The 14,550-nt window shown below is 64.7% G+C and carries 15 protein-coding genes; 8 read left to right on the forward strand and 7 right to left on the reverse strand.

Translation table 11 applies throughout. The annotated features are described in order from the left end of the window. Nucleotides 1-116: 116 nt before the first annotated feature. On the reverse strand, nucleotides 117-1,250 hold the full coding sequence (locus Q3C01_RS15395; RefSeq protein WP_458146168.1) for a glycosyltransferase family 4 protein: 1,134 nt from the start codon (nucleotides 1,248-1,250) through the stop codon (nucleotides 117-119). Between the two features lie 198 nt (nucleotides 1,251-1,448). Here Q3C01_RS15395 and Q3C01_RS15400 point away from each other — a divergent pair, with 198 nt between their 5' ends. Beyond that, nucleotides 1,449-3,662: a GumC family protein gene (locus tag Q3C01_RS15400; RefSeq protein WP_458146169.1), complete on the forward strand. Its 2,214-nt coding sequence runs from the start codon at nucleotides 1,449-1,451 to the stop codon at nucleotides 3,660-3,662. Nucleotides 3,663-3,753: 91 nt separating this feature from the next. Here the strand turns inward: Q3C01_RS15400 and Q3C01_RS15405 are convergent, their stop codons facing one another. After that, nucleotides 3,754-4,941 carry a GNAT family N-acetyltransferase gene (locus Q3C01_RS15405; RefSeq protein WP_458146170.1) on the reverse strand — a complete coding sequence of 396 codons (1,188 nt, stop codon included), beginning with the start codon at nucleotides 4,939-4,941 and terminating at the stop codon, nucleotides 3,754-3,756. A gap of 134 nt (nucleotides 4,942-5,075) precedes the next feature. Between Q3C01_RS15405 and Q3C01_RS15410 the strand changes: the two genes are divergently transcribed. Beyond that, nucleotides 5,076-6,128 (forward strand): polysaccharide deacetylase family protein, encoded by a 1,053-nt coding sequence (locus Q3C01_RS15410; RefSeq protein WP_458146171.1) that lies wholly within the window; start codon nucleotides 5,076-5,078, stop codon nucleotides 6,126-6,128. Nucleotides 6,129-6,202: 74 nt separating this feature from the next. On the opposite strand, the gene Q3C01_RS15415 is transcribed toward Q3C01_RS15410, so the two are convergent. After that, nucleotides 6,203-6,412 carry a DUF2842 domain-containing protein gene (locus Q3C01_RS15415; protein ID WP_458146172.1) on the reverse strand — a complete coding sequence of 70 codons (210 nt, stop codon included), beginning with the start codon at nucleotides 6,410-6,412 and terminating at the stop codon, nucleotides 6,203-6,205. A gap of 97 nt (nucleotides 6,413-6,509) precedes the next feature. Here Q3C01_RS15415 and Q3C01_RS15420 point away from each other — a divergent pair, with 97 nt between their 5' ends. Further along, nucleotides 6,510-7,592, forward strand: coding sequence for a COX15/CtaA family protein (locus Q3C01_RS15420; RefSeq protein ID WP_458146173.1), 1,083 nt, complete (start codon nucleotides 6,510-6,512; stop codon nucleotides 7,590-7,592). Here Q3C01_RS15420 and Q3C01_RS15425 read toward each other — a convergent pair whose 3' ends face one another. The 4 genes from Q3C01_RS15425 to Q3C01_RS15440 form a co-directional block, all read right to left on the reverse strand. Further along, the gene (locus tag Q3C01_RS15425) at nucleotides 7,593-7,988 is read right to left on the reverse strand and encodes a hypothetical protein (protein ID WP_458146174.1); all 396 of its coding nucleotides are present in this window, start codon (nucleotides 7,986-7,988) and stop codon (nucleotides 7,593-7,595) included. It abuts the gene before it with no gap. Nucleotides 7,989-8,158: 170 nt separating this feature from the next. Next, on the reverse strand, nucleotides 8,159-9,439 hold the full coding sequence (locus tag Q3C01_RS15430; RefSeq protein WP_458146175.1) for an O-acetylhomoserine aminocarboxypropyltransferase: 1,281 nt from the start codon (nucleotides 9,437-9,439) through the stop codon (nucleotides 8,159-8,161). 152 nt (nucleotides 9,440-9,591) lie between these two features. Further along, a complete protein-coding gene (locus Q3C01_RS15435) occupies nucleotides 9,592-10,176 on the reverse strand; it encodes a CoA-binding protein (RefSeq protein WP_458146176.1) in 585 nt (194 codons plus the stop codon). Nucleotides 10,177-10,306: 130 nt separating this feature from the next. Further along, nucleotides 10,307-11,131 carry an enoyl-CoA hydratase gene (locus Q3C01_RS15440; RefSeq protein WP_458146177.1) on the reverse strand — a complete coding sequence of 275 codons (825 nt, stop codon included), beginning with the start codon at nucleotides 11,129-11,131 and terminating at the stop codon, nucleotides 10,307-10,309. Nucleotides 11,132-11,215: 84 nt separating this feature from the next. On the opposite strand from Q3C01_RS15440, the gene Q3C01_RS15445 reads away from it, so the two are divergent. The 5 genes from Q3C01_RS15445 to Q3C01_RS15465 all read left to right on the forward strand — a co-directional run bounded on the left by Q3C01_RS15445 (nucleotide 11,216) and on the right by Q3C01_RS15465 (nucleotide 14,481). Beyond that, nucleotides 11,216-11,644 (forward strand): PaaI family thioesterase, encoded by a 429-nt coding sequence (locus Q3C01_RS15445; RefSeq protein WP_458146178.1) that lies wholly within the window; start codon nucleotides 11,216-11,218, stop codon nucleotides 11,642-11,644. A 158-nt stretch (nucleotides 11,645-11,802) separates the two neighbouring features. Beyond that, nucleotides 11,803-12,267: a 50S ribosomal protein L13 gene (rplM, locus tag Q3C01_RS15450; protein ID WP_027522853.1), complete on the forward strand. Its 465-nt coding sequence runs from the start codon at nucleotides 11,803-11,805 to the stop codon at nucleotides 12,265-12,267. 1 nt (nucleotide 12,268) lies between these two features. Beyond that, entirely contained in the window at nucleotides 12,269-12,745 is a 477-nt protein-coding gene (rpsI, locus tag Q3C01_RS15455; RefSeq protein ID WP_027522852.1) for a 30S ribosomal protein S9, read from the forward strand. Between the two features lie 224 nt (nucleotides 12,746-12,969). Next, nucleotides 12,970-14,184 (forward strand): GGDEF domain-containing protein, encoded by a 1,215-nt coding sequence (locus tag Q3C01_RS15460; RefSeq protein ID WP_458146179.1) that lies wholly within the window; start codon nucleotides 12,970-12,972, stop codon nucleotides 14,182-14,184. A gap of 60 nt (nucleotides 14,185-14,244) precedes the next feature. Next, nucleotides 14,245-14,481 (forward strand): hypothetical protein, encoded by a 237-nt coding sequence (locus Q3C01_RS15465; RefSeq protein ID WP_458146180.1) that lies wholly within the window; start codon nucleotides 14,245-14,247, stop codon nucleotides 14,479-14,481. Nucleotides 14,482-14,550 lie beyond the last annotated feature (69 nt).

Consider the following 14,550-nt stretch of genomic DNA (forward strand, 5'->3'; position numbering starts at 1 on the left):
CACGTCCATTCCTGAAACCCGCCGGACGCGCATATAGGCGCGCGAAGCGCGGAAGTCCCCCTTGCTCTCGCTTATCGGACAAATCGGAAGAAACTCTAAAGCCGCCTTAAGGATGGCTAATGATGGGTAAACGCGTCCCGGTAGCCGGCAAGCACGCCATCCACCATCGCCTGCTGGGAAAAGTGCGCCGAGATCCGCTCGCGCAACCTCGCTGCGCGCTGGGCAGTCGCTTGCGGATCGTCCAGCGCAGCCCCAATGGCCTCCGCCATGGCCTCGGGATTGCTCGGGGCGAAGAGGGCGGAACTCCCGGCGTCGAAGATCTCGGGGATGCCGCCGACGCTCGCGGCGATCATGGGGATGCCGGCCGCACCGGCTTCGATCACGACATAGGGCATGGAATCGCCGCGCGAGGGAACGACCAGCAACCGGCCTTTGGAGAAGCCGTAGCGCGCCTTGACGTGGCCGATGAAGCGGATCGAATTGGTTAGGCCGAGCCCCTCGACCTGCGCCTTCAGCGCCGCCATCTCCTCGCCGTCGCCGCCCAGCGTCAGCGTGACTCTCCGACCGTCGGCGTGCAGGCGGGCCACCGCGTCGACGAGGAGATCGGCGCCCTTGATACGCCGGAACTCGCCGACATAGGCAAGGTCGGTCGCATCGTCCGCGGTGACGACCGGCTCGAATTCCTCCGGCGTCACGCCATTGAAGACGCAGCGCACCACGCCTTTGGGCTTGCCGACGATGCGCTGATAGGTGTCGCGGGCAAAGGCGCTTTCGAACAGGAACAGGTCGGTGCTGTTCGTCAGCGTCCGTTCAAGTCGCGCATAAAACTCGCCCTTGAAGGTGTGCAAAGGATAATGCAGCGAGCCGCCGTGCGGGGTGTAGATGCGGATGGTGTCGTTCGAGCGCCGCCTGAGCCGCACGAAGGCGCCGGCCTTGGCGCCATGGCCATGTATCACATCCGGCTCGAGCTTGGCGATCAGGCGCCTCATGCGCAGCCACACGAGAAAGTCGTCGGGCGATGGTTCGCGGCGGATCGCCAGCCGATGGACGCCGAGCTTCAGGCGCGGCGCGATCTCGGCCAGCGCGTTCGCTGCGCGCTCGCCGCCGGTGAGATCGTCGGCGAGAATCCCGACATGATGTCCACGATCGACCTGGCCGTTGGCGAGGTCGAGGATGTGACGGAAGATGCCACCGACCGGGGCACGCACGGCGTGCAGGATGCGAAGCGGCTGGTCGAGAGAGGGGGGCATGATCTGAACCAGCGCTCGCAGGCGACGTCGGAGCAATCCACTGAATATCGATGCCGATTAAGGGGTCTCATGGTTAACAAACGGTGTTCGCGCGTCGCGCCATGCGCGCGTGCGGCGCGATTAACCCAGCGGCAACCTTAATGGAGTGTAATCGCCTCGGTTGAGGTGGGTGGCGGCGTTGCCCTGCGGGAGTGTGCGATGCGTTTAGCGTTCTGGCGTGCCGGCAAGGACAAGGCCGTGATCGAGCGGGCCTTGCACAAGCCCGAGCCGAGGCCCGCGGCCGCCGTCGCGCGGGCGCAAGCCGAAGCCGGTGACATCGATCTGCATGCGCTCGGTGCCGCGCTCAAGCGCAGGCGTGGCTTCATCATCCTGCCGACGGTGCTGGCGCTGGTGCTCGCGCTTGCCGGCGTCAATCTGGTGACGCCGCGCTACAAGTCGGAAGCCCGTATCCTGATCGACGGGCGCGAGAACGTCTTTTTGCGTCCGTCCAGCGACCGCAGCACCGAGGAACGGCAGGCGCTCGACGCCGAGGCCGTCACCAGCCAGGTGCAACTCGTGCTGTCGCGCGATCTGGCGCGCGAGATCATCAAGAAGAACAAGCTCGCAGAGCGGCCCGAATTCGATCCGGTGCTCCAGGGTGTCTCGCCGCTGAAATCGCTGGCGGCATTGTTCGGAATTGGCCGCGATCCGTTCTCGATGACCCCTGAAGAGCGGGTGCTGGATGCCTATTACGACCGCCTGACGGCCTACGCGGTCGACAAGTCTCGCGTGATCGTCGTCGAGTTCCAGTCGACCGATCCGGAGCTCGCCGCGCGCGTCGCCAACTCGATCGCCGATGGCTATCTGGTGCTGCAACAGAATGCGCGCCAGGAGCAGGCCAAGTCGGCCAGCCAGTGGCTGTCGGGCGAGATCGAGAACCTGCGCAAGAAGGTCTCGGACGCCGAGGCCAAGGCCGAGGATTTTCGGTCCAGGTCGTCGCTGTTCGTCGGCACCAACAATACCACGCTGTCGAATCAGCAGATGGGCGAGCTCAACACCCAGCTCAACAATGCGCGCGCGATGAAGGCCGATGCCGAGGCCAGGGCGCGGCTGATCCGCGAGATGCTCCAGAGCGGCAAGCCGATCGAGGCATCGGAGGTGCTGAATTCTGAGCTGATGCGCCGGCTGTCCGAGCAGCGTGTGACGCTGCGGGCGCAGCTCGCCGAGCAGTCCTCGACGCTGCTTGGCAATCATCCGCGCATCAAGGAGTTGAAGGCGCAGATCGGCGATCTCGATACGCAGATCCGTGACGAGGCGGGCAAGATCTCGCGCTCGCTGGAGAATGACGCGCGAATCGCCGGCAGCCGCGTCGACAGCCTCACCGCCGGCCTCGAGCAGCTCAAGAAGCAGGCGACCTCGACCAATGGCCAGGACGTCCAGCTTCGGGCGCTGGAGCGCGAGGCCAAGGCGCAGCGCGACCTGCTCGAGACCTATCTCGCCAAATATCGCGAGGCCAATGCCCGCGAGACCATCGACACCGCGCCGACCGAAGGGCGCATCATTTCGCGCGCCATCGTCTCGAACACGATCGCCTATCCGAAGAAATTGCCGATCGTGCTCATCGCGACGCTGGCGACGCTGCTGCTCAGTGCCGGCATCGTCGTCACCGGCGAGCTCCTGCACATGACCGCGCCGCGTGCAATCGCCGCATTCACGCCGGCTGCAGCGTCGCGCGTCGTTCCCCGCAGTGAACCAGCCGTCGAGCCCGAGCCCATGGTGAGCGAGCCGACGCCGCTCCAGCCGGAGATGGCTTCCGACGCTGGCATCACCGAGTTTGCCGAGATCGAACAGCTTGCCGACAGCCTGCGCGGCGCCGGCAACGGCGCGCGCAAGGTGACGGTGCTCGGCACCGCGGCGGGCGATGCCATCACGCTGACCGCGCTGACGCTGGCGCGCCATCTGGCGCGCGAGGCGCGGGTCGTGGTCGTCGATCTCGCTGCATCGTCGCCGACGATTTCGGCGATCTCCGCCGATCCGAGCGCTCCCGGCCTTGCCGAATTGATGCAGGGCGAGGCCTCGTTCGCCCAAATCATCACCAAGGACAGGCTCTCGCGTCTGCAACTGGTGGCGGCGGGTCGCGACGGCTTCGACCGCAGCCTGCTGCAATCGCCGCGCGTGATGCTGGCAATCGACGCCTTGCTCCGCGTCTACGATCACGTGCTGCTCGATGCCGGTACCGCCTCCGACCTGCCTGCCGAGCTGCTGACGACGAATGCCCGCGCCGTCGTGGTTCCGGACGCCGGCATGCCCACTGAAGCCCGCACCTCGATGTGCGAACAGCTCAAAGCGGTCGGCTTCAGCGAAGTGACGATGCTGAAGAAGCCGGTGCAGCCATCGGATGCGGTGGAGGCGCCTCGCGTGGTGGCGGCCTAGGCGAGCGCTGCGCTGGGCGCGATCATCAATCTAACCACGCAGTCGGTGTACCCTCTCCCCTTGCGGGAGAGGGTCGTTCGACAGCTAGTTCTTACCCGAACGCCTGTCGCACCTTGCGCGCGAGGTCGAACAGCATCTGGTTCTGCTTCACGAGGCGCTTGCCGTGGCTCAGCGACGACATCGCCATCGCCGCGAGCTTGCCGCGCGAGGTCAGCGGGACGAAGCTGTCGAAAATCTCTTCGTCGCTCTTGCAGAACATGCGCTTGTAGTCGTCCGAGCCGACGCCGAGATCGAGTGCGTGATAGCCTGCTTCCGCATAATGGTCGATGATGTTGCGCAGCAGGATCAGGCCGGGGCTGAAGCGCGAATGCTCCGACATCGTGTAGGTGTTGAACATCGTCGAGAAGCGGCAGCCGTCGGCGACGCCGGCGAAGATCGCGATCACCTCCTCGTCGCATTCCAGCGCATGGATGTCGATGATGCGGGCCTCGCCGCGCGACCTCAGGCAGGTCGAGCGGATGAATGCCTCGACGCCGGGCTCGGCGAATACGTTCGGCAGCTTCTGCTCCGCCATCCGTATCGGCTTGACGCGGAAGAACCAGTCGAGCAAGCGCGTGATGTCGTCATCGGTGGCGGCGACGTGATAGCGGTAGCCGGCGAGCGCCTGAAGTTTCTTTTCCTTGCTCTTCAGACGACGGCGGAAGGAGTTGCTGATGCGCGACGCCGGCGGGTCGCCCGGCTGCATCGCGAGCAGCGGGCAGCCATTGATCGAATTTTGGCGTGGCAGAAGTGCGAACGGGTTTTGCTGGTCGCGCCAGCGTATTGGTTGCTGTGACAGCGCGAGCACGTCGACGCCGCTGCGCGCGCGCAGGGCCGCGAACAGCGCGTCGAGATCGGCGTTGTTGGCGTGGCTTGCGAAATCGGCGTCCCACAGGCCCATGTTGAAGGTCGTATGCTTGCCGCCCATGAAGCAGGCGACCGTGACGCCGCGGTTTTGCCGCGTGCACAGCGGCAGCACGACGAGCGGCCGGCGTTCGGCATCGCGGGCAATGACAATGAAAGGCGTTGCGCCTTCATGCTCGCCGGCGAGACGCTGCCAGGGGGCGAGCAGGTCGAAGCGCTGATAGGGTGTTGCGAGGTGACCGGTGTTTTCCAGCGCGCGCCACACCGGTTCGGCCATGGTGAGATCGCTGACGATGTCGACCTCAGCGATACGGCTCGCTTTCGACCGCGCTGGCGCTTCTGCCGTCCGGCTTTGCATCGCCGCAGCCATGGTCATTCGCGAAACCTGTCGAGAAAACGGAAAATGAGCGTAATTCGGCCTGCGGCCGACCTTTGCAAAGAAAGGTCAACAAAGAGTAAGGAGAATGCGAAGGGGAACCGGCCGCTCGTCGGTTTGCAATGGGTGGGATTTTGGCGTCCGATGATCGATGGATGGAACGGCTGCGGCTGGAACTGGCCTGGTTCACCGGCCAGCACCGGTTGCGCGGACGGAGGGCAGGTGGCGCCGGTGCGATCCTGCGCTTTCAGCGCGTCAGGCCGCGCGGGCGCGTGCCCTTCCGGCCGCTGCTTGCCAATGAGATCACGCCAGAATTCCTCGACCGCGTGCTTCGCGCGCTGAAGCGGTGGAAGTTCGACATCGTCGGCATGGATGAGGTCTGCCGGCGCGCGGTGACGCTGCCCGAGCGGCGGCGCTTCGTGGCGCTGAGCTTCGACGGTGCGTACAAGGATCTCGCCACGTTCGCTTATCCGGTGCTGTCGCGCCACGGCGTTCCCTTCACGGTCTACGTGCCGACGGCCTTTCCCGACGGCGTCGGCGAAGCCTGGTGGCTCGCGCTCGAACAGGTGATTGCGCGCGAAAGCCGCATCAGCCTGATGATGGGCGACAAGGAGCAGCGCTTCGTCGTCACCGCGCGCGCGGAGAAGCAGGCACTGTTCACGCTGCTCGAAGAGTGGCTCAGAACCTTGCCGTCGGCCGAGCTCTCGACTGCGATCAACGATCTCTGCAAGCGCCATCAGGTCGACCTCGCCGCCGTCTCGCGCGAGGCGTCGATGGATTGGTCGGATCTTTCGAAACTCGCGGCCGACCCGCTGGTGACGATCGGCAGCGCGACGGTGAACTATGCTGCGCTCGCCACCATGAAGGATACGGCCGCCGCGCGCGAGATGGCGATGGGCAAGGCGGTGGCGGAGTCCGCGTTCCACCGCGAGATCGGACACTTTGCCTATCCGTTCGGCGATCGCAGCTCGTTCCGGCGCAGCCATGTGGTGATGGCGGAGGAGGCGGGCTTTGCCAGCGCGGTGTCGACGATTCCTGGCATCGTGGACGTCGAGGGGCGGACCAATCTGCGCGCGCTACCGCGGATTTCCTGGGACGGCCGGCGCCGCTCGTTGCGGATGCTGCGCGTGCTTGTCTCCGGCGTGACGTTTCCGCCGGTGAAGCCGACGGGCAGTACGACGTCTTGAGTTAAGTTCGATCCGGGAGGATGAGTGGACACCAGAGCTTGCTGCCGACAAACGCGCAAGCGCGTTTGCGTAGGCTAGACCGGGTCGGGCCGCTGCATCCAGCTCACGACCGGCATTGCCGGCAGCACCCAGCCCATGCCGACCACGACGTAGTAGATCGCCTGCCGCCAGCCGGATTCTGCGATCCACGGCATCTGCGCCAGCGTCATGCCGAGCAGCGCCCAAATTGCCGCGAGCACCAGGAGCGCGATGGTACCGAGGAACTTGCGGGTGCGGATCTTCATGGCGGGAGCTTGCGGCTTTTCGCGTAACTTGCGCTGCGGGAGCGGGGGACTATAAGGGGCGCGCAGTTTGGTTCAAGCATTGGTTTCTCCGGCCAAAATGACCACGATATCAGCTCCGTCCGACCCGCATCGCGCCGTGCGCTGGTGGCTCATTTCCGTGGCCGCGCTGATCGCGCTGATGGTGCTGGTCGGCGGCGCGACGCGGCTGACGGAGGCCGGGCTCTCGATCGTCGAATGGAAGCCGGTAACGGGTGCGCTGCCGCCACTCACCGAGACGCAGTGGACCGAGGCTTTCGAGGCCTACAAGAAGATCCCGCAATATCGCGAGCTCAATGCTGGCATGAGCTTGTCTGAGTTCAAGACCATCTTCTGGTGGGAATGGAGCCACCGGCTGCTCGGCCGCTTCATCGGCGTCGCCTATCTGTTGCCATTCCTGTTTTTCCTGTGGCGAGGCGGTCTGTCGAGCGAATTGAAACGGCGGCTGTGGTTGCTGTTCGGCCTCGGCGGGCTGCAAGGCGCGGTCGGCTGGTGGATGGTGGCCTCTGGCCTGTCTGAACGGGTCGAAGTGTCGCAGTATCGGCTGGCGACGCATCTGGTTCTGGCGCTGCTGATCTTCGCCGGCATCGTCTGGACCTTGCGACGGCTCGGCGCGCGCCAGGAGATCGTTGCCCCTGTGCGATTGAAGTTCACGAGCGCGCTGCTCGTTGTCGTGACCTTCGTGCAGCTTTATCTCGGCGCGCTGGTGGCGGGTTTGCGGGCAGGTCGCGCCTACAACACATGGCCCGAGATCGACGGCGCATTCATCCCGTCGGCGGAGCGGCTGTGGTTCGAGACGCCGTGGTGGCGCAACCTGTTCGACAATGTGCTCACCGTGCAGTTCGAGCACCGCATGACGGCCTACGCGCTGTTCGCGCTGGCGGCACTGCACGCGTTCGACGCCGTACGCTCGCGCGCAGGTTCTGCTGCGAGCGGTGCCGTGTGGCTGTTCGCGGCGGTGAGCCTGCAGGCCGTGCTCGGTATCCTGACACTGCTGAACCAGGTGCCGATTGGGCTTGCGCTCGCACATCAGGCGGTCGCGATCCTCGTGTTGACGCTGGCGGTGATGCAGGCAGAGCGGCTCGCGGCGCGAAAGCCTGCGGAGACCTGTTCGCGTGTCGTCCCCGCGAGCCAGGTCGGCTGATCAGCAATAACCGTAGACGCCGCAGGCGTAGGGCAGGCGCCAGTAATAATCGACCTGCGGGCCGCCGTAATACGCCCCCTGATAATCGTAGTCCCAGGGACGGCCGTAATAACCCGGCAGCGTATACGCGCCCGGCAGGAGCGGGGTGCCCGGCAGATTGCGGATGTAGCTGCCGACGCCGTAGGCCGGCGAGATCAGCGCGTCCGGATCGGTCTCGACCCAGACCTGCGGCGGCTCCGCCGGCGCGATCGTGGTGCGGAACTTGTAATGTGGCCGCGGCAGGCCCGGCGGCAATTGCTCGACGTGTCGTTTCTTGTGCACGACGACCTGATCGGCCGCGAGTGCGCTCGTGACCATCAGCGTCACGGCCAGAGGGGACATTATCCAGCGCAGCATGGTCGGCTCCGAATCAATCTGGGCGACCCAGTATGTCAGCCGGGATCGCAGATAGCGTTAACGAGCCGCGGCGTCATTCCGGGCGTCGCGAAGCGACGAACCCGGAATCCGGAAGTTGCGGCGCGAGATTCCGGGTTCGCCTCTTCGAGGCGCCCCGGAACGACGGCATATTACGCGCCCAGCGCCTGCTCGAGGTCCGCGATCAGGTCCTCCTTGTCCTCGATGCCGATCGACAGGCGCACCACGTCGGGGCCGGCGCCTGACCTCACCTTGGCGGCATCGTCGAGCTGGCTGTGCGTGGTCGAGGCGGGGTGGATTACCAGCGAGCGGGTATCGCCGACATTGGCCAGATGCGAGAACAGCGTCAGCTTCGACACCAGGCTGACGCCGGCGTCATAGCCGCCCTTCAGGCTGAAGGTGAACACCGCGCCCGCGCCCTTCGGCGCGTATTTGCGCGCAAGCTGACTGTACTTGTCGCTGGCAAGACCGGCATAGCTCACCGACGCCACGGCGGAATGGCCGGACAGGAATTCGGCGATCGCCTTGGCATTGTCGCAGTGCTTCTGCATGCGCAGCGGCAGCGTCTCGATGCCTGTGAGAATGAGGAACGCGTTGAACGGCGAGAGCGCAGGGCCGAGGTCGCGCAGGCCGAGCACGCGGCAGGCGATGGCAAAGGCGAAATTGCCGAAGGTCTCGTGCAGCTTGATGCCGTGATATTCGGGGCGAGGCTCCGAGAGCATCGGATATTTGCTGTCCTTCGACCAGTCGAAGGTGCCGGCATCGACGATGACGCCGCCGATCGAGTTGCCATGGCCGCCCAGAAATTTCGTCAGCGAGTGCACGACGATGTCGGCGCCGTGGTCGATCGGTTTGATCAGATAGGGCGTGGCCAGCGTGTTGTCGACGATCAGCGGCACGCCGGCCTTGCGGGCAACAGTGGAGATCGCCTCGATGTCGGTGATGCTGCCGCCGGGATTGGCGATGGACTCGACGAAGATCGCCTTGGTGCGCGGCGTCACCGCGCGCTCGAAGCTCGCGATGTCATCGGGATCAGCCCACACCACGTTCCAGCCAAAGCTCTTGAACGAATGGCTGAACTGGTTGATCGAGCCGCCATAGAGCTTTCGCGCGGCGATGAACTCGTCGCCGGGCTGGAGCAATTGCTGCATCACCACGACCTGCGCGGCATGGCCCGAGGCGACCGCAAGCGCGGCGGTGCCGCCTTCGAGCGCTGCGACGCGTTCTTCGAGCACCGCATTCGTGGGGTTGCCGATGCGGGTGTAGATGTTGCCGAACGACTGGAGGCCGAACAGCGAGGCGGCATGGTCGGCGTCGTTGAAGACGAAAGAGGTCGTCTGATAAATCGGCGTTGCGCGCGCACCGGTCGTCGGATCGGGCTGTGCACCGGCATGCACGGCAAGGGTCGAAAATCCCGGAAGGCGATCGCTCATTCGTGGCGTCCTGTTCTTGGGTCGGCTGAAAAACGCGCGGCATGCTGATCGGGGCCGCGCCCGCCGTCAAGGCGCTCGCGCGCATCTGACATTGTTCGAAACGGTCGTGCTTCGCTTTGTCGCGTTCGCGAAACGAATCTTTTGCGGCTGCGTCAGCTCTGCTCGGTCTTGTTCTTGGCCGCGCGATCGGCCGCTGCGGTATTTCCGCCGCCGACGCTCATGCGATTGAGCGACAATTGCATGCCTTGCGTCGGCGCGGGCGGGCGCTTGGAGCTGAGCGTGCGCGAGTTGACGCCCATCCAGGAGATCTCGGAGGACAGCCGGCCATATTCGATCTTGGGGCAGCGGTTCATCACGACCTTGATACCGGCGGCCTCGGCCTTCTCCGCAGCGGCATCGTCGCGTGCCCCTAGCTGCATCCAGATCACCTTCGGCAGCGGATCGAGCTTCAAGGCTTCCTCCACCACCGGCATGATGTGGCTGGAGTTGCGGAAGATGTCGATCATGTCGACGGGGCGGCCGATATCGTGAAGCGAGGCGACGAAAGGCTTTCCGAGCAGCTCCTTGCCGACGTGGCCGGGATTGACCGGGATCATGTCATAGCCGCGCTGCGCCAGATATTTGAACGCAAAATAGCTCGGCCGCACATTGACCGGCGAGGCACCGACCATCGCGATCGACTTCACGCTGTTGAGGATGCCGCGGATGTAGTTGTCGGGATAGGCGTCGTGATTCATTCTTCACCCAGTGCGTCGTTCCGGGGCGATGCGCAGCATCGAACCCCAATGCGCGATTGCGCATTGTGGAACCTCGAGATTGCGGGTTCTCGCTTCGCGAGCCCCGGAATGACGACGCGAAAGTGCGTCGTCACCTATCTTCCCATTTCGGTTCGCGCTTTTCGATGAAGGCCTGAATGCCTTCCTCTGCATCGCGCGCCATCATGTTCTCCGTCATCACCTCTGCCGCATAGCGATAGGCATCCGCAAGGCTCATTTCGGCCTGGCGATAGAACGCCTCCTTGCCGAGCTTCACGGTGTAGGCAGATTTCAGCGCGACCTGTTCGGCGAGCGCAATCGCAGCATCGCGTTCGGTGCCGGCTGCGACCACACGGTTGACGAGGCCGATCTCGCGGGCGCGTGCGGCGGGTATCGGCTCGCCGGTCAGCAGCATTTCCATCGCCTGCTTGCGCGGCACGTTGCGCGACAGCGCCACCATCGGCGTCGAGCAGAACAGGCCGATGTCGACGCCGGGTGTGGCGAAGCTTGCGGCGTCCGAAGCGATCGCAAGATCGCAGCTCGCGACGAGCTGGCAGCCGGCCGCCGTCGCGATCCCCTGGACGGCTGCGACCACGGGCTTGGGCAGGCGCACGATCGCCTGCATCATCGCGCTGCAGGCATTCATGATCTCGGCGAAATGGGCGCGGCCGCGATCGGGATCGCTGCGGCGCGCGGTCAATTCCTTGATGTCGTGGCCGGCTGAAAAGGCCGGGCCGGTGGCGGCGATGACGGCGGCGCGGATGCGCTTGTCCTCGGCAATCGCGTTGAAGCTCGCGTGCAGCTGGCCAATCATCGCCTCCGACAGGCTGTTGCGCGCGGCAGGGCGGTTCAGCGTGAGTATGGCGACGCTGCCGACGATCTCCCGCAGCAGGATCGGCGGTTCCGGGGAGGGGGTGCGGGCAGGCTGGACGGACATTGAAGATTCCGCTTGGGACATTGCCGTTGGATGACGCAGATAACTTAATGTAACAGGCAGCGTGAAGCGAGGGTGGGGGGTGGCATGGCGGCAGCGAAAATGAGCGTAGCTGAGGTCGAGCAGTTTCTTCGTGAGGAGTTTCCTCAGGCCTTCAGCGGCGACGACATCACCATCGAGAGCGCCGACGGACAGACCGCGCTGCTGCGCCAGCGCTACAGCGAACGGATGCTGCGGCCGGGGGGAACCGTGTCGGGTCCGACGCTGATGGCGCTTGCCGATTTTGCCATGTACGTGGTGCTGCTGTCTGCGATCGGTCCGGTCGGGCTCGCCGTCACCACCAATCTCAACATCAACTTCCTTCGCAAGGGCCTGCCTGGGCAGGACGTGCTGGCCGAGGCCCGGCTTCTGAAGCTCGGCAAGCGTCTGGCGGTCGGGGAGGTCAACCTGCTCTCGGGCACCTCGCCGGATCCGATTGCGCATGTCACATCGACCTATTCCATTCCAAATGTTTGAACTTTTTCGAGGTAATATAACACCATATTTGTAAATCGCTGATTTTGCTTGCCTAATTTCTCTTGTCGGGCATTGACCGGCGCGCATCACTTCTCTAGAAACCGCGCAGTCCGGCGCGTCGTTCGTGCCGTCATCTCCCCGTCCACGGAAATTCAGATATGAAAACCTTTTCGGCAAAGCCCGCCGAGGTGACGAAGAAGTGGGTGCTGATCGACGCCAAGGGTCTGGTCGTCGGCCGCCTCGCGACCATCGTTGCCATGCGGCTGCGCGGCAAGCACCTCCCGACCTACACCCCGCACGTTGATTGCGGCGACAACGTCATCATCATCAACGCCCAGCACGCGGTGCTGACCGGTCGCAAGCGCGAGCAGAAGACCTACTACAAGCACACCGGCTATGTCGGCCACGTCAAGGAGCGCACCGCGCGCCAGATCCTCGAAGGCCGTCATCCCGAGCGCGTGCTCGAGAAGGCCGTCGAGCGCATGATCCCCCGTGGTCCGCTCGGTCGCGTCCAGATGGGCAACCTCCGCGTCTATGGCGGGGCCGATCATCCGCACGAGGCGCAGAGCCCGGAAAAGATCGACATCGCCAAGTTGAACCGCAAGAACACGAGGGCCGCATAACATGGCCGAATCCATCCAGTCGCTCGACCAGCTCTCGCAGCTCAAGACGGCCGCGCCCGACGCCCCCAAGCACGAGAAGAAGGTCGACAAGCTCAACCGCGCCTATGCTACCGGCAAGCGCAAGGACGCTGTCGCCCGCGTGTGGATCAAGCCGGGCGCCGGCAAGGTCACGGTCAACTCGCGCGAGGTCGAGGTCTATTTCGCCCGTCCCGTGCTGCGCATGATGATCGAGCAGCCCTTCTCCGTGGCCCAGCGTTCCGGCCAGTACGACGTGATCTGCACCGTCGCCGGCGGCGGTCTGTCCGGCCAGGCCGGCGCCGTCCGCCACGGCATCTCGAAGGCGCTGACGCATTTCGAGCCGGAACTGCGGACCGTGCTCAAGAAGGGCGGCTTCCTGACCCGCGACTCCCGCGTGGTCGAGCGCAAGAAGTACGGCAAGGCAAAGGCCCGCCGGTCCTTCCAGTTCTCCAAGCGCTAACCGCTTCGATAAAATTCGTCGCGAAAGCGGCTTCAATGAAATGCAAAAGGGCGCCGAATTCGGCGCCCTTTTGTTGTTCGTTTGTATGCAAATTGCACCGGTGTTTTCCCGAAAAGTTGCGCCTGCATGAAAACCTGAATGGAACCCGGGAGACCTAGCCTCGCAGTTGGAAGGGCACGCGATCGGGCTGATCGCGTATTGGCTTGGTTTCAAAGGGGGCTGACATGATGTCGCTCGATAGCATCACGCTATACTTGGTTGCCACGATGGTAGCCGCACTGCTCGGCGCCATGATGGTGTTCTTCGGCAGGCAAGAGAAAAGTCCCGCGCTGAAATGGTGGGGCACCGCCTATCTCCTCGGCGCAGCTTCCGTCGCGCTGTGGACAGCCGCCGGCGACAAGCTTGGCGCGCAGCTCTATCTCGCGCTGAACGCGGTCGGCTTCGTCGCCTGCGGCATGGTCTGGAACGCCGCGCGCGTCTTCCACGGCCGCAAGCCGAACTGGCCCGGACTTCTGTTCGGTGCGCTCGGCTGGGCTGCCGCTGTGACGCTGCTTGATCCGGCCAATGCGACGCTGCGCATGATGGTCGGTGCCGGTATCGTCTCGGTTTACGCGGCGCTGACCGCGGGTGAGCTCTGGTCCGAGCGGCGCAAGAGCCTGCAGCGAAGCTGGCCGGTCGTCGCCGTGCCGATCATGCATGGCTGCGTGCTGATGATGCCGGTTCTCATCGGCGGCCTCCTGCGGCCGCACGATCCGCACTTCTCCACCAGTATCTGGGTCACGGTGTTCGCGGTCGAGCTCATCCTTTACGCCGTCGGTACCGTGTTCGTGATCTTCATGCTGGTGTCCGAGCGCACGGTGACCGCGCACAAGACCGCGGCATCGATGGATCCGCTCACCGGCATGTTCAACCGGCGCGGTTTTGCGGAAGCCTGCTCGCGCGTCATCGAGCGCGAGGCCAAGACGGGGCGGCCGGTGACCGTCATGATCTTCGACATCGACCACTTCAAGTCGATCAACGACCGCTTCGGCCACCCCGCGGGCGACGAGATGCTCAAGCTGTTCTCGACGGTCGTGACCACAAATCTGCGTATCTCCGACCTGTCGGGCCGGATCGGCGGCGAGGAGTTCGCGGCGCTGTTGCCGTGCTCGCTGGAAGAGGGCGTGCTGGTCGCCGAGCGCGTGCGCGAGGCGTTCGAGACCTCGGGCATCGTCGTCGACGAGGGGCCGGTCGACACCACCGTCAGCATCGGCGTTGCCGGTGGCCCTGCCGGCACCGAGCTCGAGGTGCTGCTGGCTGCCGCCGACACCGCGCTCTATCAGGCCAAGCGCGGCGGCCGCAATCGCGTCGAGGCCGCTGAAGAGCTGCCGCTGTCGCTGGAGAACTGGCGCCGCCAGACCGCGGCGCGGCTCCCGGTGCCACGGCCGGCGACGGTCTGAGACGCAAAGGAGGCTTTGCGGGTAAGGCGCTGTTTACTATCGATTACTACCATCGTGGTCATGGAGTCGATTCGTCAACAGAGCCCGCAAGCCGCCATGGTGTCGCTCGAAGCGGCCGCGGCAAGCGCGCGCGGCGGTTTCGGCTGCATCTTCTCGACATCGGATGAATATGAGACGGCGCTGATCAGCGAGCGCCGTGCCCAGGGCCGCTACGCAGAGAAACGCGACCACCGGCCGCTCACACTGTTTGCTGCCTGCGCGCTGACGGTGGCCGGCATCGTCTTGTTGTTCAGCTGAGAGAGCAGGTGGTTCGGCTGACCCCAAGGCGCCGTTTCGGCGCCTTTTTCTTTTCGGCCGTCTGCGCTA

The sequence above is a fragment of the Bradyrhizobium sp. UFLA05-109 genome (genome assembly GCF_054185165.1).

Excerpts from the sequence above, each read along its gene's own strand:
- Q3C01_RS15460 (WP_458146179.1), top strand. The coding sequence starts at position 12,970 with ATGATGTCGCTCGATAGCATCACGCTATACTTGGTTGCCACGATGGTA.
- Q3C01_RS15400 (WP_458146169.1), top strand. The coding sequence starts at position 1,449 with ATGCGTTTAGCGTTCTGGCGTGCCGGCAAGGACAAGGCCGTGATCGAG.
- Q3C01_RS15465 (WP_458146180.1), top strand. The coding sequence starts at position 14,245 with ATGGAGTCGATTCGTCAACAGAGCCCGCAAGCCGCCATGGTGTCGCTC.
- Q3C01_RS15445 (WP_458146178.1), top strand. The coding sequence starts at position 11,216 with ATGGCGGCAGCGAAAATGAGCGTAGCTGAGGTCGAGCAGTTTCTTCGT.
- rpsI (WP_027522852.1), top strand. The coding sequence starts at position 12,269 with ATGGCCGAATCCATCCAGTCGCTCGACCAGCTCTCGCAGCTCAAGACG.
- rplM (WP_027522853.1), top strand. The coding sequence starts at position 11,803 with ATGAAAACCTTTTCGGCAAAGCCCGCCGAGGTGACGAAGAAGTGGGTG.
- Q3C01_RS15430 (WP_458146175.1), bottom strand. The coding sequence starts at position 9,439 with ATGAGCGATCGCCTTCCGGGATTTTCGACCCTTGCCGTGCATGCCGGT.
- Q3C01_RS15395 (WP_458146168.1), bottom strand. The coding sequence starts at position 1,250 with ATGCCCCCCTCTCTCGACCAGCCGCTTCGCATCCTGCACGCCGTGCGT.
- Q3C01_RS15435 (WP_458146176.1), bottom strand. The coding sequence starts at position 10,176 with ATGAATCACGACGCCTATCCCGACAACTACATCCGCGGCATCCTCAAC.
- Q3C01_RS15420 (WP_458146173.1), top strand. The coding sequence starts at position 6,510 with ATGACCACGATATCAGCTCCGTCCGACCCGCATCGCGCCGTGCGCTGG.
- Q3C01_RS15415 (WP_458146172.1), bottom strand. The coding sequence starts at position 6,412 with ATGAAGATCCGCACCCGCAAGTTCCTCGGTACCATCGCGCTCCTGGTG.
- Q3C01_RS15425 (WP_458146174.1), bottom strand. The coding sequence starts at position 7,988 with ATGCTGCGCTGGATAATGTCCCCTCTGGCCGTGACGCTGATGGTCACG.
- Q3C01_RS15405 (WP_458146170.1), bottom strand. The coding sequence starts at position 4,941 with ATGACCATGGCTGCGGCGATGCAAAGCCGGACGGCAGAAGCGCCAGCG.
- Q3C01_RS15440 (WP_458146177.1), bottom strand. The coding sequence starts at position 11,131 with ATGTCCGTCCAGCCTGCCCGCACCCCCTCCCCGGAACCGCCGATCCTG.